The 22,625-nt window shown below is 65.1% G+C and carries 21 protein-coding genes; 8 read left to right on the top strand and 13 right to left on the bottom strand.

Going from position 1 to position 22,625, the window contains the following annotated elements; all coding sequences use genetic code 11:
- Nucleotides 1–695: 695 nt before the first annotated feature.
- On the top strand, nt 696–1,403 hold the full coding sequence (locus IHV25_RS08330) for a hypothetical protein (RefSeq protein WP_197975008.1): 708 nt from the start codon (nt 696–698) through the stop codon (nt 1,401–1,403).
- 143 nt (nt 1,404–1,546) lie between these two features.
- On the opposite strand, the gene IHV25_RS08325 is transcribed toward IHV25_RS08330, so the two are convergent.
- Both IHV25_RS08325 and speD read right to left on the bottom strand, forming a co-directional pair.
- On the bottom strand, nt 1,547–2,812 hold the full coding sequence (locus tag IHV25_RS08325; protein ID WP_192534660.1) for a type III PLP-dependent enzyme: 1,266 nt from the start codon (nt 2,810–2,812) through the stop codon (nt 1,547–1,549).
- A 166-nt stretch (nt 2,813–2,978) separates the two neighbouring features.
- Nucleotides 2,979–3,494: an adenosylmethionine decarboxylase gene (speD, locus tag IHV25_RS08320; protein ID WP_192534659.1), complete on the bottom strand. Its 516-nt coding sequence runs from the start codon at nt 3,492–3,494 to the stop codon at nt 2,979–2,981.
- Between the two features lie 378 nt (nt 3,495–3,872).
- Here speD and speE point away from each other — a divergent pair, with 378 nt between their 5' ends.
- The 3 genes from speE to IHV25_RS08305 are packed head-to-tail and all read left to right on the top strand — an operon-like array spanning nt 3,873 to nt 6,219.
- Nucleotides 3,873–4,730, top strand: a complete 858-nt coding sequence (speE, locus tag IHV25_RS08315; protein ID WP_192534658.1) for a polyamine aminopropyltransferase — start codon at nt 3,873–3,875, stop codon at nt 4,728–4,730.
- Complete coding sequence (gene mazG / locus IHV25_RS08310) at nt 4,730–5,569, top strand: nucleoside triphosphate pyrophosphohydrolase (protein WP_192534657.1); 840 nt, start codon at nt 4,730–4,732, stop codon at nt 5,567–5,569. The genes speE and mazG overlap by 1 nt, the downstream gene beginning before the upstream one ends.
- Complete coding sequence (locus IHV25_RS08305) at nt 5,509–6,219, top strand: hypothetical protein (protein WP_192534656.1); 711 nt, start codon at nt 5,509–5,511, stop codon at nt 6,217–6,219. Before mazG ends, IHV25_RS08305 begins: the two co-directional genes overlap by 61 nt.
- A gap of 9 nt (nt 6,220–6,228) precedes the next feature.
- Here the strand turns inward: IHV25_RS08305 and IHV25_RS08300 are convergent, their stop codons facing one another.
- A complete protein-coding gene (locus IHV25_RS08300; protein WP_242018890.1) occupies nt 6,229–7,092 on the bottom strand; it encodes an inositol monophosphatase family protein in 864 nt (287 codons plus the stop codon).
- Between the two features lie 212 nt (nt 7,093–7,304).
- Here IHV25_RS08300 and lexA point away from each other — a divergent pair, with 212 nt between their 5' ends.
- Entirely contained in the window at nt 7,305–8,075 is a 771-nt protein-coding gene (gene lexA, locus IHV25_RS08295) for a transcriptional repressor LexA (RefSeq protein WP_192534655.1), read from the top strand.
- Nucleotides 8,076–8,965: 890 nt separating this feature from the next.
- Here the strand turns inward: lexA and IHV25_RS08290 are convergent.
- The 3 genes from IHV25_RS08290 to IHV25_RS08280 all read right to left on the bottom strand — a co-directional run bounded on the left by IHV25_RS08290 (nt 8,966) and on the right by IHV25_RS08280 (nt 13,753).
- On the bottom strand, nt 8,966–10,201 hold the full coding sequence (locus tag IHV25_RS08290; RefSeq protein WP_192534654.1) for a flagellar motor protein MotB: 1,236 nt from the start codon (nt 10,199–10,201) through the stop codon (nt 8,966–8,968).
- Nucleotides 10,202–10,418: 217 nt separating this feature from the next.
- Nucleotides 10,419–10,784, bottom strand: a complete 366-nt coding sequence (locus IHV25_RS08285; RefSeq protein WP_192534653.1) for a MotA/TolQ/ExbB proton channel family protein — start codon at nt 10,782–10,784, stop codon at nt 10,419–10,421.
- Nucleotides 10,785–11,026: 242 nt separating this feature from the next.
- Nucleotides 11,027–13,753, bottom strand: a complete 2,727-nt coding sequence (locus IHV25_RS08280) for a penicillin acylase family protein (RefSeq protein ID WP_192534652.1) — start codon at nt 13,751–13,753, stop codon at nt 11,027–11,029.
- Between the two features lie 75 nt (nt 13,754–13,828).
- On the opposite strand from IHV25_RS08280, the gene IHV25_RS08275 reads away from it, so the two are divergent.
- Both IHV25_RS08275 and IHV25_RS08270 read left to right on the top strand, forming a co-directional pair.
- Nucleotides 13,829–14,908, top strand: coding sequence for a hypothetical protein (locus IHV25_RS08275; protein ID WP_192534651.1), 1,080 nt, complete (start codon nt 13,829–13,831; stop codon nt 14,906–14,908).
- Nucleotides 14,908–15,669 (top strand): SAM hydrolase/SAM-dependent halogenase family protein, encoded by a 762-nt coding sequence (locus IHV25_RS08270; protein ID WP_192534743.1) that lies wholly within the window; start codon nt 14,908–14,910, stop codon nt 15,667–15,669. The genes IHV25_RS08275 and IHV25_RS08270 overlap by 1 nt, the downstream gene beginning before the upstream one ends.
- A 293-nt stretch (nt 15,670–15,962) precedes the next feature.
- Here IHV25_RS08270 and hemB read toward each other — a convergent pair whose 3' ends face one another.
- Nucleotides 15,963–16,988: a porphobilinogen synthase gene (gene hemB / locus IHV25_RS08265; protein WP_338048611.1), complete on the bottom strand. Its 1,026-nt coding sequence runs from the start codon at nt 16,986–16,988 to the stop codon at nt 15,963–15,965.
- The gene (locus tag IHV25_RS08260) at nt 16,985–18,277 is read right to left on the bottom strand and encodes an O-acetylhomoserine aminocarboxypropyltransferase/cysteine synthase family protein (RefSeq protein WP_192534650.1); all 1,293 of its coding nucleotides are present in this window, start codon (nt 18,275–18,277) and stop codon (nt 16,985–16,987) included. The genes hemB and IHV25_RS08260 overlap by 4 nt, the downstream gene beginning before the upstream one ends.
- 309 nt (nt 18,278–18,586) lie before the next feature.
- On the opposite strand from IHV25_RS08260, the gene IHV25_RS08255 reads away from it, so the two are divergent.
- Entirely contained in the window at nt 18,587–19,402 is an 816-nt protein-coding gene (locus tag IHV25_RS08255) for a squalene/phytoene synthase family protein (RefSeq protein WP_192534649.1), read from the top strand.
- A gap of 149 nt (nt 19,403–19,551) precedes the next feature.
- Here the strand turns inward: IHV25_RS08255 and IHV25_RS08250 are convergent, their stop codons facing one another.
- From IHV25_RS08250 to IHV25_RS08230, 5 genes are all read right to left on the bottom strand, one after another.
- The gene (locus IHV25_RS08250; RefSeq protein ID WP_192534648.1) at nt 19,552–20,151 is read right to left on the bottom strand and encodes a superoxide dismutase; all 600 of its coding nucleotides are present in this window, start codon (nt 20,149–20,151) and stop codon (nt 19,552–19,554) included.
- Nucleotides 20,152–20,464: 313 nt separating this feature from the next.
- Nucleotides 20,465–20,731, bottom strand: a complete 267-nt coding sequence (locus IHV25_RS08245) for a DUF1150 domain-containing protein (RefSeq protein WP_192534647.1) — start codon at nt 20,729–20,731, stop codon at nt 20,465–20,467.
- Nucleotides 20,732–20,765: 34 nt separating this feature from the next.
- Entirely contained in the window at nt 20,766–21,239 is a 474-nt protein-coding gene (locus IHV25_RS08240; protein WP_192534646.1) for an Hsp20 family protein, read from the bottom strand.
- A gap of 393 nt (nt 21,240–21,632) precedes the next feature.
- Nucleotides 21,633–21,986 carry a hypothetical protein gene (locus tag IHV25_RS08235; RefSeq protein ID WP_192534645.1) on the bottom strand — a complete coding sequence of 118 codons (354 nt, stop codon included), beginning with the start codon at nt 21,984–21,986 and terminating at the stop codon, nt 21,633–21,635.
- Nucleotides 21,987–22,163: 177 nt separating this feature from the next.
- Nucleotides 22,164–22,496, bottom strand: a complete 333-nt coding sequence (locus tag IHV25_RS08230; RefSeq protein WP_192534644.1) for a hypothetical protein — start codon at nt 22,494–22,496, stop codon at nt 22,164–22,166.
- Nucleotides 22,497–22,625: the final 129 nt, after the last annotated feature.

Below are 22,625 nucleotides of genomic sequence, written 5' to 3'. Positions count from 1 at the left end.
CAGCCCGCAGACATGCGGGACCGGATCTCCACCGGGCGAACCCGGCCTAGCGGTTTCCAGTCCACAGGCCCGGCATTTCAGACCGTGCCGGGCCAGAGGCGGGACGGGCGATCCGTGGACAGGGACAGGTTCACCGCAAGCCCGCTTCGGAACCGGAACAGTCCACTGCCCGGGTCCGCCCCCCAAGTCACCCACTACACATCACCCCATACACGTCACCCATTCCGGGTTGGGAGCATCCGGGTCGGAAGCCAGGCAGCGTCGCACAGATAACCCGGGCCCACCCATCGTGCCGCCGGACCCTCTCCTGCGCATCAGCCGCCCCTGCGCGCTGGGGACAGTCCTCCACCAAAGGCCCGGTTGTGCCGGGGCCCGAATTTCGGACCCGGCCTGCCCTGCCCCGACCCCGCCCGTTCGGATCCACAGAAGCCCCCGGACGCCCGCACCCGCCATTCCCGGACCCTCTCCCGGGAGACTGACGCCACCGCACGCCCGCAGGCCCTCTTTTGACCCGCTGGCTCTCAAACGGCCCGAAGACCCGGACCCATTCCCGCGCAGGGGTCATGATCCGATTGCGGTCTTGCGCGGTCTATGCAATCTCTCTTGTGTTCGGTGGCGGATACAGGCCCCCCGGGTCCACCCCGCCGCCGGACCCAACCCGACACCAGCGCCAGACACAGCAGGAGAACAGCGCAATGGCAAAAACCTCCATGGGACGGGCAGACGCCCTTGTCGTGGGCATCGTGATTGCGGTCATTACCGCGTGCGCCCTGACCCCCAATTTCCTTGATCACTTTATTACGATTTCCAAAGAGTACCCTTACCTTTCGAGTTTCGTAAAGTTTGCCGTTCTGTGTACCTTCGGTGAGATGATCGGCCTGAGAATCACCAACGGCGTCTACAACCGCTCTGGCTTCGGCATCCTTCCCCGCGCTCTGGTCTGGGGCTTCCTGGGCATGGGCATCAAGGCCGCCTTTGTGGTCTACGCGGGCGGTGTGCCGGCGTTCCTGGGCAGCCTGGGGTGGACGGTGACCAACCCGGCCGAGCTGGCCTTCGGTAGCCGCCTGCTGATGGCGTTCTGCATTTCGGTGACGATCAACCTGACCTTCGCGCCGGTGTTCATGACGTTCCACCGGGTCACGGACAACCACATCCTGGCGACGGGCGGAACGATCCCCGGTTTCTTCAGCCGGCCGATCGCGGTGGGCAAGATCCTTCAGGACACGAACTGGCAGTCCCTGTGGGGCTTTGTCTTCAAGAAGACCATTCCCCTGTTCTGGATTCCCGCCCACACCGTCACGTTCATGCTTCCGCCCTATTTCCAGGCGGTCTTTGCGGCCTTCCTGGGCGTGATCCTGGGGGTCTTCCTGGCCTTCGCCGCGCTGAAAAAGAGCGCAGCCTGAACCCGCTGACCGGGGCAGGGCAGCCTTCGACAGGCGCCCTCCCCCAACAGAAACGGCGGCCCCGATCCTGTCAGGGCCGCCGTTTTTTTGTCTGTACCCGAAGGATCGGGAGGCTGTCCGCCGGACAGACGCCCGGCGCCCGATCAGACGCAGTGAGCGGTGATGGGGGCGAAGCCGTTGAAGCCGACAGCGGCGTAGGTCGTCGTGTAGGCGCCCGTTGCCATGAAGCGAAGACGGTCTCCGGATCGGAGATCCAGCGGCAGCTGGTAGCCCGCCTTGTCATAGAGGATGTCCACGCTGTCACAGGTGGGGCCCGCCAGAATGACAGGTCCGCTTTCCGCGAGCGCGTCGCCCTCCCCTGCCCGGGACACCACGGCGACCGGGTAGCGGATGGCCTCACCCTCGGTCTCGGCAAGACCGTTGAAGCGGCCCGCATCCACGTAGACCCAACGCTTCTCGGCGTCCGCGTCCTTGCGGGAGACCAGAACGACCTCGGCCTCGAGAACCCCGGCATTTCCCGTCATGTAGCGACCGGGCTCCACGAGAAGACGCGGACGGCCGTTGGGGAACAGGGCATCGATCTGGCCCAGGATGCGCTCGCCGTAGGGCTTCGCGTCCAGCTCGGTCAGATCATAGGACGCAGGCAGGCCGCCCCCGAGGTTGATCATGCCGAGGGACACGCCGTCGGACTCCAGGGCCACAAACAGCTCGGCCACCCGGCGAAGGGCCACGTCCCACTGCTCCGGATTGGTCTGCTGGGAGCCCACATGGAACGAGATCCCGTGGGCCTGGAGGCCCAGGCGATCCGCCTCGATAAGAAGCTCGCGCACCATGGCCGACGAGCAGCCGAACTTGCGCGACAGGGGCCACTGGGCGCCCTCGTTTTCCACGAACAGGCGGCAGAACACCTTCGAGCCCGGGGCGTTCTGCGCGATTTTCTGGAGCTCCTCGGCGGAATCAAAGGCAAAGAGACCGATGCCACGCTCATGGGCGGCAGCGATATCCCGGGCCTTCTTGATGGTGTTGCCATAGGAGATGCGCGACGGATCCACGCCCAGCTCGAGGCAGGAATCGATTTCCGGCAGGCTCGCGGTGTCAAAGCTCGACCCCAGACCGGCAAGGCGCTCCAGCACCGGGCGCAGGGGGTTGGCCTTGACGGCGTAGAACACCTCGACGCCGGGGAGGGCATCCGTGAGACGGTTGTAGTTCTGCCCGACCACGTCCACGTCGATCACGACGCAGGGGGTCTGGGGCTGGGAGGCCAGGAATGCGGCCTGCTTGACCGTCAGGCCCGGAGCCACCCACTCGGGGGTGCGGGCGAACGACAGGATGGTCGCTCCCGTGGAGGCGACGTTCTCGCGCGGGGAGGACCAGGAATCCGGGTGCAGAACAGCGACAGGAGGAGACATCGGACTTTTCCCCTTTCGGAAAAGCCCGGCCTACCCTTCCCCGCCTGGCGTTCTCCGGCCTGTTGCGGAGAAACGGTGCGGAAAAGGAAGGACCGGAAAAAGGACGAGGAGGGGCCGGAAGCCCCCCCGGGTGACATCACTTATAAAAATCCGGTCTGCCGTTTTTTCAGGAAACGACGAGGCCACGCTTCTGGTCGGACAGGACCATACGTCCGGCGCCGAACGCCCGCTTGAACACCGGCACGGCGCTCAGGGGACGGGCATCGCCGCACATGAAGATGTCGAGTGCGGCATATCCGCATTCCGGCCACGTGTGAATGCTGATGTGCGATTCCGCAAGCACAGCCACGCCCGAAACGCCCCCGTTGGGAGAGAAGTGGTGCAGGTGGATATGCAGAAGGGTGGCGCCGCATTCCTCGACGGCGCTGCGCATCGCACTTTCGATCAGCGCAATGTTGTCCAGTCCCTCAGCGTCCCACAAGTCCAGAATAAGGTGGGTTCCGGCGAATGTCAGTCCGTCCCTGTGTATGAAGTGGTCAAACCGCTCGTCACTGGCTGAACTTGTCGTCTCAACGACTTTCAGGTGGTTGTGCGAGACGGGTGAAACGGATCTTACCTCTGCTCGGGCTTCGAGGGCCTCCGCTTCAGTATTCACCGCCAATCGGGGGGATGCGTAGTGCATTTTGGTGCTCCCTCTAACCAGCGTATGAACCCGAAGGGGTTGTGGTTGTTGCTGGACAAGCCTCATCAGATTGTTACAAAAAACAACGCACACAAGCAGACATCCGACAATCCGTCAACCCGGTGGGTCACTTCCTTCTGGAGCTGCGAGCGTGCGCTTCGTGTGTGGCGGGCTTAATGCCGACTTTTCGCAGCCGGCGCAAGCCTTTTCTGCGCAGGAGTTCAAAAAAGTCCCAGATGTAACAAATGGAACGGGACCAGAACCCCGCCCGGTGGCGGCCTGGCCTGTGTTAAGGGTTTGAGACTTGCCCCTTTCCGAAAAGTTCGCCATCCTCCCGCCTTTGTGTTCGGTAATCCGGCTTCGGAAAGGATATGATCAATGGTGAACTGGCTGTCCGAGACTCTCTACCCCGCCTGGGAGCAGAGATTTCGTGTTGACGAGGTTCTTTTTCAAGAGAAAACCGCCCTTCAGGATCTGGTGATCCTGAAAAACGAGATGTTCGGAACGGTCATGATGCTGGACGGCGTGGTTCAGCTTACGGAGAAGGACGAGTTTGTCTATCATGAAATGCTCGCGCACGTGCCCGTGTTCGGACACGGCTCGGCCTCGCGCGTTCTGATCATCGGTGGCGGCGACGGCGGCACCCTTCGCGAGGTTCTGCGCCACCGCTCCGTGACCCACGTGACCCAGGTCGAGATCGACCGCGCCGTGATCGACATGGCCCTGAAATACATGCCCGGCGTCAGCGCCGGCGCCTATGACGACCCCCGTGCCCGGATCATCATCGCCGATGGCATCCGTTATGTGGCCGAGACCGAGGACCGCTATGACGTCATCCTGGTGGACTCCACGGACCCGGTGGGCCCGGCCGAAGGTCTCTTCACCGAGGAGTTCTACCGCAACTGCAAGCGCTGCCTGACCGAAAACGGCATTCTTGCGGTGCAGGGCGGTGTCCCCTTCCTCCAGCCGGAGGAGCGCACCCTGGTGAACAACCGCATGAAGCCCAGCTTCCGCTGCTCCACCAGCTATATCATTTCCATGGCCACCTACGTGGGCGGTCCCATGACCCTTGGCTGGGCGTCGGACGACCCGTCGAAAAAGACCCCGGATCTGGCGGTGCTCGAGCAGCGCTACCGGGAGGCCGGCTTCAGCACCCGCTACTACTCGCCGGCCGTGCACATCGGGGCCTTCGCCCTGCCCCCGTACATCGCCGCGCTCGAGAACGGACCGGCCTGATGGGCACGCCGGCGACCCGTGTCGCGCGTCTTCTCGAGATCATGGCACGGCTTCGCGACCCGGTCGGCGGATGTCCCTGGGATGTCCGCCAGACCTTCGAGACCGTGGCGCCCCACACCCTCGAGGAGGCCTATGAGGTCGTCGATGCCATAGAGAACGGAACCCCGGCGAATCTCAGGGAGGAGCTGGGGGATCTCCTGTTCCAGGTGGTGTTCCACTCGCGGATCGCCGAGGAGAAGAATCTTTTCTCTTTCAGCGATGTGGTGGATACTCTTGCGGACAAGCTGGTGCGTCGCCACCCCCACGTGTTCGGGGACACCGCCGGGGCCGGAGCCCCCTCGACCCCCGAGGAGGTTGCGGACACCTGGGAGCGGATCAAGGCCCGGGAGCGGGAAACCCAACCGGGCGGTGACAGCGTTCTCGACGGAGTGACCCGCGCCCTTCCCGCCCTGTCCCGGGCACGGGCCCTGGGCCGGAGGGTTGCCACCGTGGGCTTTGACTGGCCCACTGTGGAGCGGGTTCTGGAGAAGGTGGATGAGGAGCGCCGGGAACTGGATGACGAGCTTCGTTCCGGTGCCGACCCGGACCGGACCGCTGAGGAACTGGGAGACCTGTTCTTCGCCCTGGTTCAGCTGGGCCGGAAGCTGGGGATCGACTCTGAAGCCGCCCTCCGGGCAGCCAACACAAAGTTTGAACGCCGTTTCCGGGCTGTGGAAGAGGCGCTGGCCCGACAGGGATGCGCCCCCGGGAACGCCACTTTGGAAGAGATGGAGGAAATATGGCAAGCGGTGAAACAGAAGGAAAACCGCACGCCCCCGGCGCCCGGCGGTTTGGCCTGAGCGCACTTAGAAGGCGCGGGTTCCTGTTCCCTGCGGTGGCCGTGCTTGTCTCGGCCCTGTGCCTTTTTGTGGCCTCCTGCTGGCTCCCCAACTCGTTCATCGCGGAAATCCGCCTCTCGACGGACCGGAGCTACGGTTTCGTCTACGAGGGCGAACTGACATGGGTTCCGCTGGCCCAGGACATCCGGGCCGGGAAGCTGTCCCAGGCGGAGATCGCGGAGAAGGTCCAGGTGCTGATCCGCGACCTGAACCGGGACAACCATTTCAAGACCATCCGATCCCTCGGGGACGGGCGCTTCCAGGTCCGCTACGAGGCGCAGGGGCGCCTGGGAGAGCGGGGCATCTTCATCTTCCTGAGGCGCACGGACCGGCTTGTGGTGATCGAGACCTTCGAGGACGGCACCGCCCGGGTTTATGCCAAGACCCTCAAGCAGAACCAGCGCCAGCAGATCGCGGATTCGGGGATCACCATCAACGGAAAGTTCCGCGTGGTCACCAATGGAACCGCGACCCGCGGAAATGCCCAGTCGGTCAAGCCCAGGGGCTTCCAGAACTACATGACCTATGACTGGGACATCACGAGCGAGAACCTGGATTCGCCGGTTCTCTACGTGGACCTCAACCGGGCTGCCATTCTGCCCGAGAAGTAGAGGGGCCGCTCACTGCGGGTGCATGCCCGCAGCCGGAGCGTCCGCGCCTGCGGCCTCAATACGGCCCGCGAGTTCGTCCCACATCCCCGGATCCGGGGCCAGAACCAGAGGGCTGGGCTCGCTGCGCATCAGCGGCGAGTAGGGGCGCCTGTCCCCGAGAGCCGCAATCCCGCCCGCCTCGCGCACCATCAGCACACCGGCGGCATGGTCCCAGACATTCAGTCGGCTGAAGGCTGCAAAGTCGATCCGCCCGCCCAGAAGATCCAGATAGGTCTGGGCCGCGCTGCCCACCCAGTCCACCTTGCGCACACAGGGCTTGAGCGCGCGGCGGATGGCCTGTCCACCGACCTGACCGCACAATCCGGGCAGGCGCGGAGCCGGGGCGGGGGTGCTGGTGTGCAGGTGGATTCGGTCTCCGGACGGGCCGTACACCCCCTGCCCCGCCACCGCCAGGACCGTCTCACGCTCCACACAGGAATCAATCCAGCCCATGCGCGTGATGCCATCCTGAACCAGGGCCACAATGCAGGCAAAGCGCGGGTTCCCCCGGACAAAGTTGCCCGTGCCGTCCACCGGATCGATCACCCAGACCGGGGCCCGGTCCCGCAAGGCCTCGAGAACCGCCGCGTCCCTGTACACCCCTTCCTCCCCCACCACCCGCGATCCCGGCAGAAGGGAGGTCAGACGCCGGCTCAAGGCGGCCTCGGCCTCCAGGTCCGCCTCGGTGACCAGATCTCCGGGGGCCGATTTCGTGTGGATCTGGGATTGCTCCAGCCGTTGAAAACGTGGAAGAATCTCGCTGTCAACGACCTCGCGAACAATGGCGCTGACGGCAGCCGGGTCAATGCGGATCATGGTTTTGCCCAAAATCATAAACGACACGAAAGGTTACCCCAAACATTGGCCCTCCGCACACCGGAAAATACCCCCTTGACATAAAAAGAGAACCAACTTAGAACATAAGAGATCGTTTACGGCTTTTGTTCGGTTATTGGCAAGAGTGACCGTGAACACTTGCAACCACGGCGCACGCACCGCTGCGGGTCATCCTGCCGGTTGCCGTTCTGTGTCAGGGAGCCCTCGCCATGCTCACGAAGAAACAACACCAGCTGCTGACCTTCATCGAGGGCCGTCTCCGGGAAACGGGCATTTCACCGTCGTATGACGAGATGCGCGATGCTCTGGGCCTGCGCTCGAAATCCGGCATTCACCGGCTGGTGCTCAGCCTTGAGGAGCGGGGCTTCATCCGGCGCCTTGCCCACAAGGCCCGCGCGGTGGAGGTTCTGAGAACGCCCGAAAGCTCGGCTGCCCCCTCCCCGTTCCCCATGCGCGCCGATGTGACGCCGGAAGGCTACTATCTCGCCCCGGCCCCGCACGGTTTCCCCTCCCAGATCCGGTCGGTGGGGGACGCCACGGCTCCCCAGCCCTTTGCCATTCCCGCCAGTCACGTGGAGGCCCAGGGCGCCCCGGCCGTCTCGCTGCCGCTCGCCGGCAAAATCGCCGCAGGAACCCCCATTTCCGCCCTGAACGACACCACGACGCAGGTCGATGTGCCCTCAGCCCTTATCGGAGCGCCGGGGGAACATTTTGCCCTCACGATCGAGGGGGATTCGATGGTGGAAGCCGGAATTCTGGACGGGGACACGGCCATTATCCGCCGCTGCTCCAGCGCGGACAACGGGACCATTGTGGTGGCCCTGATTGACCGGGATGAGGCCACCCTCAAGCGGATCCAGAAGCACAAGGAGGGGGTCGCCCTGGAGCCGGCCAACCGGCACTACAAGGTCATGGTCTACCCCTACAGCCGTGTGGAGATCCAGGGGCGCCTTGTCGCCATCCTGCGCGAGTACCGGTAGGGGGCTCCGCGCGCCGGAACGGGCTGGCTCGGACGGTGAACCTTCCCGTTCCCGTCTTTGTCTCCGTCTTGGTCTTGGTCTCGCCCCCCTCCCCTTCTCACCCTGGCCGCCTCACCTTTTCTGTGCCTCCGGCATACAAAATTGAGTTCTAGATCAGAATTTTATGGTCAGGGCAACGGAAACCCTTTGAGAACACGGGGCTCCGGCCGGGGGCCTCGTTGGCACCGACGACCGGAAAGCGCCCACATCCGGGGAGATCCGGGTTCGGGGAAGCGAACCCGGGCCGTGGTTCCGTTGCTGGTTTGCTGCAAAGACACTTCCGGACGCACGCTGCGCGCCAGAGCTGTCACGCACACCACGCGAACCTTAGGGCCCCGGACTTTATGGAACTGGACGTCGCGAACCTCAGAGCCCCGGTGTTCACGCGAACCCTCCGACCGGATTGATCCTGTCCCGCGTGAGCGAACCTCAGGCACCCCGCGGGTATTCCGGGAATCCGGACCTCTGCTCACGCGAATTTTCCGGACGGATTGGATCCGCCCAGGGTGAGCGAACGCCCGCACCTCTCCGCTTCCGGGAAGCGGGGCGCTGATGAGGCGAATCTCTCCGACAGAGAAAATCCTTCTTTGAAACGTGGGATCCGAACCGGCAGAGGGGCGCCTTTCCCCTGCCTCCCCCTCCCGGTGGGGAGAGAGGCATCACGGGGCATCCCCCTGGTTTCGGAGGCTGCGCAACACATTGGCCGGAAACCGACTGCCGCGGACAAGCCCGTCGGGACGTGTCCGCCACCAGCCGACCCGGAACCGGCTCCGGAACCGTTCCCGCGATGGTCCCCACGCCAGCCGGGGCACCCCTCCACCGGCCTTCCCAACGCCCACCGGTGCCGGTGATCAGTTGCCGCCACCGCGCGGTGTGTTCAGGAAGCGCGGCAGACCGGGCGGACCGGCGGGGCCGGGTGTGAGCGCCCCGGGCTGTGTGGTCTCGTCGTCTTCCGAAGTGTCCCCGCTCTCACCATCCGCCGACGGGGATGCAGCCCCGCCGGTTCCTGACGCTCCCGGTGATGGCGTGCCCGGTTTTTTGCCTGTCGCACTGCCCTGCCCGGCCCCGGGCACTTTCTCGCCCTTTGAAAGAGCACGGGCCTGGTCCATGAACAGGGACGGATCCCTCAGGAGCGTGATTTCAATCCGCCGGTTCTTCGCATTGCCCGGATCCTCGGGCACGTAAGGCTCCTGATCCGCGCGGCCCTCCACCCTTTGGATCCGGGCGGGATCAAGCCCCTTCTGCACCAGTGCCCGACGGGTCGCATTGGCCCGATCTGCGGAAAGTTCCCAGTTCCCATACTGGGCCGAGCCGGAGTACGGCGTGGAGTCCGTGTGCCCCACGATAGCGACCTTGTTGGGAACCTCGGCAAAAATCTGGAGAACGGACTCCAGCAGCTTCTGGGTGTGAGGCAGAAGCCGCGCCGAGCCCCGGTCAAACATGGACAGACCTTCCTGGTCCACCAGCTGGAGCCGCAGCCCCTCGGGGGTGGAATCAATCACCAGGTTCTGGCTGATGGCGGCAAGCTCGGGGGTGTTGTCGATCACCCGGCGCATTTCCTCTGCCTGCCGGTCAAAGGCGTCCTTCTGAAGCTCCTCGGCAATCCGCTCCTCCGAACTCTCCGCGCTGCCTTCCGCCCCCTCAAGGCCCATGGTGGCCTTGTCCCGGGCGGAGGACGAGGCATCGGCCGTCCGGGTCGCGGCATCCTGCTTCTGGTCGAAGTACTCGGAGGCCGATCCTTCCGCATCATCGGTAAAGGACGAGCCGCCGGTTCCGATGGTGGGGGGAGGCAGGGCCAGCTGATCGGTCATGGCGTCCGATTTGTCGGACTGCATGGCCCCTTCCCCGAGGACCTGGCCCCCAAGAACGCCCCCCGCCCCCGAGGGGGAGGACGACACGGCGGTCGGTGCAAAATAGTTCGAGATGCCGAGAAGCTGCTCCTCGGTGACCGAGTTCAGCAGCCACAGAAGAAGAAAAAAGGCCATCATCGCGGTCATGAAGTCGGCGTAAGCCACCTTCCACGAGCCGCCGTGGGCGCCATGGCCGCCTTTTTTGATCCGTTTGATAATGATCGGCTGATCGGACATCTCTAATCTCTTGCTCTGGCGTTCCGGCGCCCCTGAACCGGGGCGAAACCCCTCTGGCCATCGGACCCGCGCCCCGGGACGCGGCCCCCTTCCTCAGCCCCGATCGAGGGCGCCCGGGCCGGAAACGCGGTGTCCCGGACGGGCGCGGGGCTTGCTCAAGTCCGGCTACCCTGCCGTGATCCGCACTCCCGTCACGGATCTGCGACGCGTGCCCGGATCAGCCGCCGCCACTGGGCAGACCGCTAACCGCGACCTCGAGTTCATCGAAGTTGGGCTTGACAGCCGGCGACAGGGTCTTGCGGGCCAACTCGATGGAAATTCGCGGCGCATAGCCTTGCATGTGCGCCAGAATGGCGGCCTTCATACAGCCGAAGTACTCGGTATCTCCCGAGTAGGCCGCATCAATGGCCCGGGCAAGGGGAGCCACAAAGCCATAGGCCGCAAGCACGCCCAGGAAGGTTCCCACCAGCGCGGCACCGATAAGTCCGCCCAGAACCTCGGGGGGCTCGGTAATGGAGCCCATGGTGTGAATCACGCCCAGAACGGCGACAAGAACAATTGCGATCCCGATAATAACGAGCATTTCAGCTCCCGAGGTTGCCTGTACAGTTGACCGTGAAAAAATGCCGGCTTCTGCCGTTCATTTTTCACCCGTGCCGGACCCGAATGCAGCCGCAAGATGGGGCGCACCGGACCCGGTAATCAAGGAGACTGCCTGGCGGCACCGTGCGAAACGGACACTTGCCGGTTTTCATCCCCTTTTTTCAGGACCATAGAATGGACTGAAATCTTCACAAAGCGAAGGTGGATTTTATTGCGAACAGGTCATTTCAGCAAGCTTTTGATGCACCTTACGAGAGTGAAGAGTACTCCGGACCCTTCCGTGTCGTCCGATGACACGGGCCGCAGGACTGTTGTACCGCCGGAGGTGTCCGTGCTGTCCATCCCGATGAGCTGCCCCGAAGCCCACAGGGCTACCTGATTCCGATAGGCCGGGGACAGGAAATGCCCTGACTGGCCGGGGACAACGGCATAGCGGGAGTTGTCCGCCCGGGCCGGATCAAGAACAACCCGAAGGCCGGAACCCAGTCCGGCAACCGGGAAAAAACCATCGTGGGGCTCGTCCCCCCCGCGCCGGTCCAGGCTCTGGAGCCCCCCTGCCGGGGGAAGGGACAGATGTGCGAGACGACCAAGGACGGGCACGCCCTCCAGGGCTCCGGAGTGGATGGCGCTGCGCTGGACCCGGTCCCTGCGCCCCTGGGTGAAAAGATCCATCCCGGGGTTCTCACGGTTCAGGCGGGCAAGGCTCACCAAAAGGGTTTCCCTCAGAAGGGGCCCGCAGGTGTCCTGCGGGCTCTCGCTCCGGGCGTCCTGGAGCGCCTCACGACACCAGAAACCGTCGGCCGCCAGCACACGGACCACAGGGCCCGGGTCAAACGGTTGCCTGAAAGGACGCCCCCGCCCGGGGATGCCCCCGAACAGCGCATCGTTCAGTTCATGAAGCCAGGCGACGGCCAGAAGGGGCTCCAGACGCTCGGGGTCCATGCGGTACCCCCACCCCCCGGAGGACAGAAGGTAATGGGCGGCAGCGATACTTCGGGAGCCTGTGACCTCGAAGTCCGGTGAAAACCGCAGCATGAGCGGCAAAAGGGACGCCAGGGCCGGAGAGAAGCGGTCGTCCAGAATACGGCCGGCAGCCGGCACGTCCAGAGCCCGCGCCTCCTCCAGCAGAGCGGCGAGCCTGAGAGCGCGGGCCTGACCGGACATTCCCTGCCCGAACGAAGGCGCAGGTGTCTTGCCCGTCCAGGGCGGCGGATCATTGGTGCTCAGCACAAAGTCCTGCGCAGGGACGGGTATGGAGACCGGATCGGGATCCGGGTCCGCAGGCGCGCCATCGGACAGCCGGAAACCGTGGCGTCCGGGGTCGTCGGGCGCGAGCCAGCCCGGCCGCGGTGCGAACGGTACCGCACGGAGCGCGTGCTGCCGGCTGCTGGCGGCGGGATCCAGCCGCCCGATCCGCCCATCCCGGGTTGCGTAGACCACAGTCCAGTGCGGCGCAGAAAAGAAACGGGCCGCACTGTGGACCTCCGCAACGCTCCGGGCCCGGTTCAGGCGGTAAAGGGCCTCCGGCAGGGTGCTGCCCGGGGCCAGCGCGCTGGAGCGCAAGGCCAGCGGCCCGACCGGTCCCCAGCCCCCGCTTCGGGGGAGCCGGATCCCGTCCGACACAATCACGCCGTTACGCGATGAGCGCACCCGCAGCACCTCGTCGGGGGAAAAGCGGACCCGGATTCGCTCCTCCCGGACCGAGAACGCCCGCACACGGCCGTTATCCAGATAATGGGTGGCGAAGCCGTTGTCCGATCCGATATCCGGTGCTCCGGCATGGGAACCCGCATCGGACACGGCATCGGATACGGGGCCGGAGCGGGGATCAGGCTGCGGGCCGGCCTGGGGGCGTCCGTCCGGGTCACAGGACCGCTCGACCAGAACCTCCGCCGTGTCCGACGCAGACCCGTTCAACCCGAAGGCCAGATCATCATTTTGCCCTGTCAGAACAAAGGGGAAGCCGGGCAAGGTTCCGCCGGACAGGGTGCCCTCCGGCGTCTCGATGCGCACCAGATACCAGTGCGCCGGAACCCGGTCGTCTCCATGGAAGTCGCCGGCCACGAGGGGAAGGCCGCTTGTGGTTTTGCTTCCTGAGGCGGCCCACAGGTTTCCGGACACGCGGGGAAGAGCCCGGCTTTCCTCCAGTTCGCCCAGAAGCGCGAGCCAGCCGCGGACGTTCTGCCCGGCCACACCCGCCATCCGGACCGCGTGGCTGGTGTCCCACGTGGCGTCCCCGTCCGGTGGTTCCGCCAGGTCCGGCCAGAGGGTCTGAAGCTGCCGGGGTTCCAGAAGCTGGCCCAGGGCGCCGCGATAGATCTGGGCGACCCAGTCCTGCGATTGCCACAGCGCCAGCAGACGCCCGAGAAGCAGCGTGTCCGTGTCCCTCCAGGGCTCCGGATCATGCGCATACACCAGAAACTCCGGGGGCAGAGCCCCGCGCCGAGAGCGAAGAAACTGGTTCACCCCGTCCGTATAAGCCCTTATAAAATATTTGACTTCCGCATCAGAAGCGGCAAGGTCTCCGGCGCACAGCTCCTCCAGCCCCAGGGTTCGCATGAACCGGTCGGCTGCGAGGGTCCGGCCCCCGAAAATCTCGGACTGCCGCCCGGTACCCAGCCGGCGCACCATTTCCATCTGCCACAGCCGGTCCCGGGCATGGACATAGCCCAGGGCATAGGCCGCATCACGGACATCCGAGGCCCGGATCGTCGGGATTCCATACCGGTCCCGGGTGATTTTAATCCTGTCCCCCGGGAAAAGCGGATATGGTTCCGGGGGAACCTGCCGGCCGCCGCCGGCGTCACTGTTGATGCCGGTGCGCCCAAGGGACACGGACACGACCGCATCCCGGGGGGGAAGGGACGACACCAGCAGTGCCCACACCAGCGCGAGGACCACGACCACCACGCACAGGCAGGCAAACAGGACTTTGGCGACGGTTCTCATGTCAGACGTTCCGGTTGACCCTACATCCGGACCGAACGGGAGCACTCACCGTCGATTGGCCAGGACTTCAGGATTATGCCCTTTTTCCGCTCATTTCTGATTGTGTTTTTTCTGGTGTCTGCCGCCCTGCCCCCGGCGGCCCAGGCCCGGACCCTCAAGGTTGCCCATCCCTACAGCGACACCTCCCGTGACGTGCGCCACCGCATGCTTCAGGTGTTCGCCCGGGAACTGGCCGCCGTGTCTCCCGATCTGCGGGTGCGCCTGTATCCGGACGGCAAGCTGTTTGGCGAGACCGAGCTTCCCGACGGCCTCTCGGCGGGAACACTGGAGATGGCCCTTCTGTCGAGGGCCCGGATTGAGGCCCTTGTTCCCGAATTAAGCCCGACGCCCGCCCAGGACCCCACCGCGGACACGGAGTGCGCACCGGGGAGCCCCTTCCCGGGCGAGACGGGGAGAGGGAACCTGGCGCTTCAGGCCCGGGGCCTGAAATGGCTTGGGGGGCTGTGGCTTCCGACCGCTGTCTTCGATCGCGGCGGTGAGTGTCGCGCCACCCCCGGGGACCTGGCCGGTGCCCGCACGCTCTACCTTCCCTTTGACGCACCCATGGGGCTGCTGAAGGCGACATCCGGCGCGCTGATCAACCGGGTTGCGGATCCACAATCCGCCTCTGCCGGGATCCTCCCGGAGGTGGACCTGACGGACGGGCAGCCCCTGCGCCTTCCCGAGGGGGCGTGCATTGTCCTCCAGGGCGCGAATGCCCGCCTCTATGACTACGTGGCGCTGGTGATCAGCCTCCCGGCCTGGATGAGCCTTGACGAGCCCCAAAGGGCCGCCCTGACCGAGGCCGCCGCCGTCGCCACCCAGTACGGCGTCGCGAGCCTGAGCCGCACCCTGGACGCCCCCGAGGACCGTCTGACCGCTGTCAGCCAGGGCGGGCGCCTGCAGGCCCGGTTCCAGACACCGGAGGAGGAGGCAACCTGGCTTCCCCGCCCGCACGCCCCACAAGACCCGCGCGAGGCGGAGCCCCTCAATGCCAAAGATCCGGCCACCGGCTCCGCGGCCGGGACACGGGATGCCTCCACGGGATCAGGCGGCAACGGCAATGGGGCCGCGGAGCCCGCCACCGCCACAACAACACACGGAGACCCGCCGTGATGATCCTCCTTGCCACGGATTTCGGCACCAGCGGCCTCTACACGGGGCAGATGCGCATGGTTCTGGCCGCGCGCGCCCCGTCCGTGCCGGTCATCGAGCTCTTTGCGGACCTCCCGGCCTTTGATCCCTTTCGGTCGTCCTACCTGCTGTCCGCCTATGGGACGCCCTGGTCCGGTGTGCCCGGGGACGCGGTGGTCATCGGGGTGGTGGATCCCGGGGTGGGAAGCGCCCGCGCCGGGGTCCTGCTCCGGGCCGGGAGCGTCTGGTACGTGGGGCCGGACAACGGCCTGTTCTCGATGATTGTGCGCCATGGCCGCGACCGCCGCCCGCTGGAGGCCTGGCAGCTTCCGCAAGCGCCCGGGACCGCGAGCGCGACCTTTCACGGCCGGGATGTCTTTGCGCCCGTTGCGGCGGGCCTGGCGGCGGGACAGATGCCGGAGGGGTGCAGCCCCATCGACCCGATCACGCTGGATCGGGAGGACTGGCCGGAGGATCTGCCCGAAATCGTGAGAATTGATCCCTACGGGAACGCCATCACCGGCCTTCGGGCCGCCTCTTTCCCGGGCGTGAATGCCCTGCGGGTGGGACCGCGCACGCTGGCGCGCGCCCGCACCTTCAGTGACGTCCCCGAGGGAGCGGGCTTTTTCTACGCGAACGCCAACGGCCTGCTGGAGATCGCCGTGAACCGGGGCCGGGCGGATGAGACGTTTGGCCTGAGGGCCGGGAGCCCGGTCACACCCGAACTCTCTCCGACAACGTAATCGAGGGGAATGGCATCCGGGGGGAACCGTTCAGAACTGTTGCCCGCCCCCTGGAGAGCCCCCGCTCCCGACCGCTCGAGGCTCCCGCCGCCACGCTCTGCGGCTGCAACGCCCGGCCCCATTCAAAAAAATACGGGGGCACCCCCGGCCCCCCCCAAAAAAATACGGGCCGCACCCCGTCTCCCCCGGTTTCAGCCCGAGGGAACGCGGTACGGCCCGGATCCCGGTGAGAGAGGCTCCGGTCACGGGACCGGAGACCTCAGGATTCAGTCCGACACGACCGACCGGACAGCCTAGAAATGGCCGCCCATCTGCCGCAGGAGCCTCGCGGCCTCGACAGCGGTGTAGGTCAGGATCCCGTCCGTTCCCGCCCGCTTGAAGGCCATCAGGCTCTCGAGGATGACCTTGTCATTGTCGAGCCAGCCGTTCTGCACAGCCGCTTTCATCATGGCGTACTCACCGCTGACCTGGTAGGCAAAGGTCGGGCGGCCGAAGGCGTCCTTGACCTGACGGATCACGTCAAGATAGGGCATCCCCGGCTTCACCATGACGGAATCCACGTCCTCCATGACGTCCATCATGACCTCATGGATGGCCTCAAGGGAGTTGGCCGGGTTCATCTGGTAGGTCTTCTTGTCCCCCTTCAGAACACCGCCCGTCCCGAGAGCGTCCCGGAACGGCCCGTAGAACGCGCTGGCGTACTTGGCCGCATAGGAACACAGCTGAACGTGCTGGTAGCCGGCGTCGTCAAGCGCCGTGCGGATGGCACGGATCCGTCCGTCCATCATGTCGGACGGCGCATTGACGTCGCACCCCGCCCGGGCCTGGTTCACAGCCTGCTGACACAGGGCCTCGAGCGTCTCGTCGTTGAGAATCTCACCATTTCTGACGATCCCGTCATGCCCGTCGGAATTGAAGGGGTCCAGCGCCACATCGCAGAAAATCCCGATGTCAGGCACGGACTCCTTGACCGCCCGGACCGCCCGGCAGACCAGATTGTCCGGATTTGCGGATTCCCGCGCATCCGGGGTCTTCAGGGCCGGCTCGACGACCGGAAAGAGCGCGATGGCAGGAATCCCGAGATCCCGGGCCTCCCGGACCGCGTCCACCAGAAGGTCGATCGAGAGGCGGTCGACGCCGGGCATGCTCTTCACAGGCTCGGTCTTCCGGGTTCCCTCGATGACAAAAACCGGCCAGATGAGGTCGTTGACCGTAAGGGTGTTCTCCGCCGTCAGACGGCGGCTCCAGTCCTCACGGCGCAAACGACGCATCCGGGTGGCGGGGAAGGTTCCCGCACAGGCATAACGGGGTGTGGTCACGATACCTCCAGTGCTTGTTTCAGGTCTGCGAGAATGTCGTCAATATGCTCGATACCGATCGACAGGCGGACGTATCCCTCCGACACTCCCGACGCCAGCCTCTCGGCCTCGCTGAGCTGGCTCTGGGTCGTGGTTGCCGGATGAATGGCGAGAGAACGCGCGTCTCCGATGTTCGCAACGTGATAGAACATCTTGAGGGCTTCGATAAAGCGTTTTCCTGCCTGGGCACCACCCTTGAGTTCGAATCCCAGGAGCGAACCGTATCCGCCGGACAGCGCATCGTCCCGACGGCGGGCATCCTCGCCCGTCTGGAGGGACGGATACGTGACCGAGGCGACCTGCGGATGGCTCGCGAGGAACTCCGCAACCTTCTGCGCGTTGTCGCAGTGGGCTCTCATGCGCAGCGCAAGTGTCTCCACTCCCTGAAGAATCTGGAAGGAGTTGAACGGGCTCAGAACCGCACCCGTGTCCCGCAGGAGCGTGGTCCGAATGCGCACCACGTAGGCAACCGGGCCCATGGGCTTGGTGGCCTCGGTCCAGACCAGGCCGTGATAGCTCGGATCCGGGGTGTTCAGCGTGGGGAAGCGCTCGGGGTTCTGGGTCCAGTCAAAGGTACCCGATTCGATCACAAGACCGCCCATCGAGGTGCCGTGCCCGCCCAGGAACTTGGTCGCCGAGTAGATGACGACCGCCGCGCCCAGCTCGAAGGGGCGGCAGATCAGGGGCGCGCAGGTGTTGTCCACAATCAGCGGAACGCCAAGGGAGCGTCCGATTGCAGCCACCTCACGGATCGGGAACACCTTGAGCTTGGGGTTCGGGACCGTCTCGGCGTAGTAGCACCGGGTCTTGTCGTCGGTCGCCCGACGGAAGGCCTCCGGATCGGCGGGGTCCACAAACCGTGCCTCGATCCCAAGCTGGGCGAAGGTGTTCGAGAACAGGTTCCAGGTTCCGCCATACAGGTCGGTGGAAGTGACAAAGTTGTCCCCGGCCGAACACAGGTTCAGAACGGCATAGAAGCTGGCAGCCTGCCCCGACGCCAAAGCGAGGGCCGCGCTGCCGCCCTCGATGGCGGCCATTCGTTTTTCCAGAATATCGGTTGTGGGATTCATCAGACGGGTGTAGATGTTGCCAGGTTTTGTAAGGGCAAAAAGACTCGCCGCGTAATCCGTATCCTCAAACTGGTAAGCCGTCGTCTGATAGATCGGAGGTGCAACCGCACCCGTCGCCGTGTCCGCCCGGTAGCCCGCATGAAGGGCCAGTGTTTCTGCTTTTCTTTTATCCTGGGCCATTGTCTGCTTTACCTTTTCAACATTGTCACACACCCGCCATCCGGGTGGACAGCCACTGTGGAAGAGGACTCGGGGCAAAGCAAGCGCTTTCAGGGCGCTCCCGGGAATACCTCCGATCGGGCAAAATGAAGGCAAAAGCGGCGGATTTCGGGCGTGGACTCCGGTCACTGGACGGAGCCCCAGAACCTCCCCAGATAAGGCCGGAAACCTGCCATTTGCCGGGCACACCCGCCCGCGACCGGCTCCCGAAAATGACACGACCGTCCCCTTCGGACAGGGGGCTCTCGGCGTACAGGAGGCACACACCCCATGACGGCAGCCGTGACCACGAATTTTGAGGCCCTCTCGCCGTTCGCCCGAGCCGTCCTTGAGCACAACCCGGGCCGGTTTCATGCCGCGCTGTGGGCTCCGGCGGAGCGGCGGGCCGGCCTTTTCGCCGTCTACGCCCTTGATGCGGAGCTGTCCCGGCAGATGGCCCGCGCCGCCGAGCCCGCCCTGGTGGAGATTCGCCTGCGCTGGTGGGCAGAGGCGTTCGAGACCCTCAAACCCGGGAGCCTGAGGGGCGTTCCCCTGCTCGACACCCTCGCCCGGATGGACCGGGAGCGGCCGGGGCTCGCACGGATGCTCCTGGAGGTGTGCGAGGCATGCGAGCTCGACATCCCCGAGACCCCAGCGGACCCGGAGCCCGCACCGGAAGCCCGCGACCGCGCCGGGCAGGCCGCCGGGAGGCCGGCCCCGGCCTCTTTTGAGGCGCGACAGGCCCGGGCACGGGCGGTGGGCCGGGCTGCGGCCTTCTGGCTGGGAGCACAGCGCGACGATCTTCTGGAGGCGGCCGGAGCGGCGGACAGTGCCTGGGCGCTGGCCGTGGCGGCCTGCCAGACCGACAGCGACAGCCGAAGCGCGCTGATTGAGGCCGCACGGACGTGTGTTGTCCAGGCGCGCCGGGTGCGCCCCGGGGTGGCTCGGGCGTGGCGCGCGCCGTTTCTTCTGGCGACCCGGGCGGCTCTCCTTCTGCGGCACCCTGATACACAGGGAGCGGGAGCCTCCGCTGGCCCCGACCGGGGACCGGGCGCCCGACCGCCGGTCCTGCGCCTGCTGTGGGCGACCCTCAGCGGTCTCTACTAGTAGTCTTTTGCGAGGGCGCAGGCCGGGCGTGCCCAGACGCCCGCCCCCGCCGGACCCGGCATTTTACCGGATGCAGACGGGCACAAAAAAGCCGCCCGGAGCGCACCCCGGGCGGACACAGTGTCTCGGAAACCGGATCGGACTGGACATCAGACCCTGGAGAGATTCTCCGCCACGAAGTCCCAGTTGACCAGGTGGTCAAGGAACGTCTGGACGAAATCCGGGCGTCGGTTCTGGTAATCCAGGTAGTAGGCGTGCTCCCACACGTCGCACGTCAGGATGGCGGTCTTGCCGTGAACCAGGGGAAGGTCCGCGTTGCCGGTGGACATAACCTCGAGCTTGCCGTTGTTCGACACAAGCCAGGCCCAGCCACTGCCGAACTGGCCGGTGGCAGCGGCCTTGAAGGCATCCCGGAAGCCCTGAACCGAGCCGAACGCCGCGTTGAGGGCGTCCTTGACGGCTCCGGAGGGCTCACCGCCGCCACCGGGCTTCATGCTGCTCCAGAAGAACGTGTGGTTCCAGACCTGGGCTGCGTTGTTGAACACCTTTTTGCGGGCGTCGTCCGAGGCGGTCTCGCGGATGATCTCCTCGAGGGAGCGGGACGCAAGGGGGGTGTTGGCGATAAGGTCATTCAGCGTGTTCACATAGGCGGCGTGGTGCTTGGCGTGGTGAAACGAGAACGTATTCGCCGACATGTACGGCTCGAGCGCCGTCGCGGCGTAGGGAAGCGGGGGAAGAGTAAAGCTCATTGATGTCTCCTCACATTCAATTGAACTGCCCCAATATGATCTGGAACACAATGTTATATGTAGCACTCCTGCCGATTGGCCGAAAGAAGCGAACCGGCCCCCGTCAGCAATTCCCTTTTTTCGCCACGTTTACAGACCGGGCGGACGGTGTCCATGGAGCACCGGTCCGCCCCCCCTCGCACCATGGGAAAGGCCCATAAAAAAAAAGGCGTCCTCCCCTTCTGGCACGTGGGAAGGGAAGACGCCGTTGGTGGTTGCTCCGTCCGCGGTCCGGACGTTTCCTTCAGTGCACGCCTGCTGCGTGCTGGCTCACTCAGTGAACGGTGGCCGGGGCCAGGTCGTGGCTTCGGATGGCCTGGTGGGCCTGGTCGAGGCTGGGTGCCCAGCCGATCATCTGGCCGTTCGCGGCGTGGATGGAGTAGCCTTCTTTCGGCAGCTTGTCCTCACCGAGCACCTCGGAGGTTTTCGCATTGAACCGGGCGTAGGCCACACTGTGGAGCCCGAGAATGGCAAGTTCCTGACTGGTCGGGATTCTTCTGTCGGGCGATTGGAAGATCGCCGGTGACTTTCTGTCAGACATGGTATCAGTCCTCCTCAATCGATGGTGAGACGCCTCAGCCGTTCTCCTTGTCTGCGGTCGTCGGACTTCCGGTCTCCCGGAGGCTGGACTTCCTGCTGGAGGCGTCTATCGGTATCCGGCGCACTTTTGGCGCATTCAGGGGACGTTCCAGATTGATATGCAGCAGCCCGTTTTCCAGGCTGGCCGACGTGATCTCTATCCCTTCTGCGAGAACAAACGCCCGCTGGAACTGGCGCGAGGCGATGCCGCGATGAAGGTAGACCCGTTCCGTGTCCTCTGCCGGCTTCGCTCCGCGGATGACAAGCTGGTTGTCCTCCAAAGACACGGAGAGATCGGCTTCCGAGAAACCTGCCACCGCCAGAGTGATCCTCAGGTGGGTTTCCCCGACCTGCTCGATATTGTAGGGCGGATAGCCTTCAGCCTGGTTCTTGGAAATCCGGTCAATCACCCTTTCGAAGTGATCGAAGCCAAGCAGAAGTGGCGAATTGAACATGGACAGTCGGCTCATGGGTGTGTTTGCCCTCCTCAAGATGAGCGAGTTCACTGTGCTGAGTATAACCTGGCCCGCCCCTGGCGGCACCGGGTTTGCGCAGGCCCCCTGTTTATGGAGCTCCCGCGCTGGCACTGGTAGATGTCGTGATGATTGGCGGTTGCGTCAAGCCTTCACCCCCCTCCAAAAGGGTGAGAAACATGTTAGAAAACTCCCGGACCGGACCGGGATTCGGCTCCTGCCCCCCCACGGATCACCCCCGCAGATCCCCGGCAACGGGCCCGAAAACGGGACGCCGGGCCGTTCGCCGCGCGTGCCGCGAACATTGCGCGCTGTCCACATTGCGGGCTGTTCACGCCGCGGTGCCGTGCCACCCGCCCCGGCCCCGGGACACGGCGGAGGAAGCCAGGCTCACGGCCCCGGAACAGGCAGCGGCTCCGTTTCAGAGGATGTGACCCCCGTGTCCTCCACGCAGCCCAGAAGAACCAGATAGGATCCCCCCATGCTCCGGGCAACGCTGTCGCATTCCGAAATCAGCTCTGCCGGAAGGGGCAGCCCTTCCAGACGGATCCGGGCCTCCTCCTCCTTCAGCAGGCACTTCCTGCGGGCCTCGCCCGAATCCTGGACGAGCCCGGAAAGCATGGAGCAATAGCGCACCGGATCATACGCGGGGAGAGCGTCCGCCCCCTCAGGGGTGTCGACACCACCCGAGACCGGCGCGGGCTCGGGGGAAACGCCGGGGTCTCCGGCGGAGGGGGTGTCCATCGGGGTCTCAAAGATGGGAGGGACCACATCAGGCACCGGCGCGGGCCCCGTATCCGCGGCGGCTGCAGCCCAGGGCGCCAGCATCAGACATGCGGCACCCAGCAGCGGAGCGCACGTGGCGGGCCGCCGCCGGCCAGCGGTGTCAGAAAGGAACACTCCCCAAAGGGACACGGGGGCCTACTCCGTCAGGGAGGTCTGGTCCCACATCTCCCGTGGAACCTCCAGAAGGATCGAGCGGCAGTTGAGGATCATCATGTAGCTGCGCGCGCTCATGACCGTGTCCGACTTCACGCAGTAGTTCAGGGCCTCGTCATCCGGATCAATCTCCTGGAGCATGGCAAGGGAGGACTTCTCCATGTCCACGCAGAAGGCCTCCACAAAGGGGTCATCATCAGACGTGACCTTGCATTCGGCCGTAATATCGTACTCGGGGATCAACTCGTCGCTGCAACCGGCCAGAGGCATCATGCACGCCACAACAGCGAGCGCCGGGAACGAAATCCGCTTCATGGGGGCAACCCTTTCCAACCTGGAGAAACCGGTTTCTCAACATGTCCTGCTGTAACGGGAAGAATCAACGACCCATCCGCCAGTGTCAACGTCCTTTCGGCTGTGGACGGGGGCCGTCACACCACCCGT

It is taken from the genome of Phaeovibrio sulfidiphilus, from assembly GCF_014861485.1.
GTDB classification, from domain to species: domain Bacteria; phylum Pseudomonadota; class Alphaproteobacteria; order Rhodospirillales; family Rhodospirillaceae; genus Phaeovibrio; species Phaeovibrio sulfidiphilus.
This window is presented reverse-complemented; position numbering and strand designations above follow the sequence as displayed.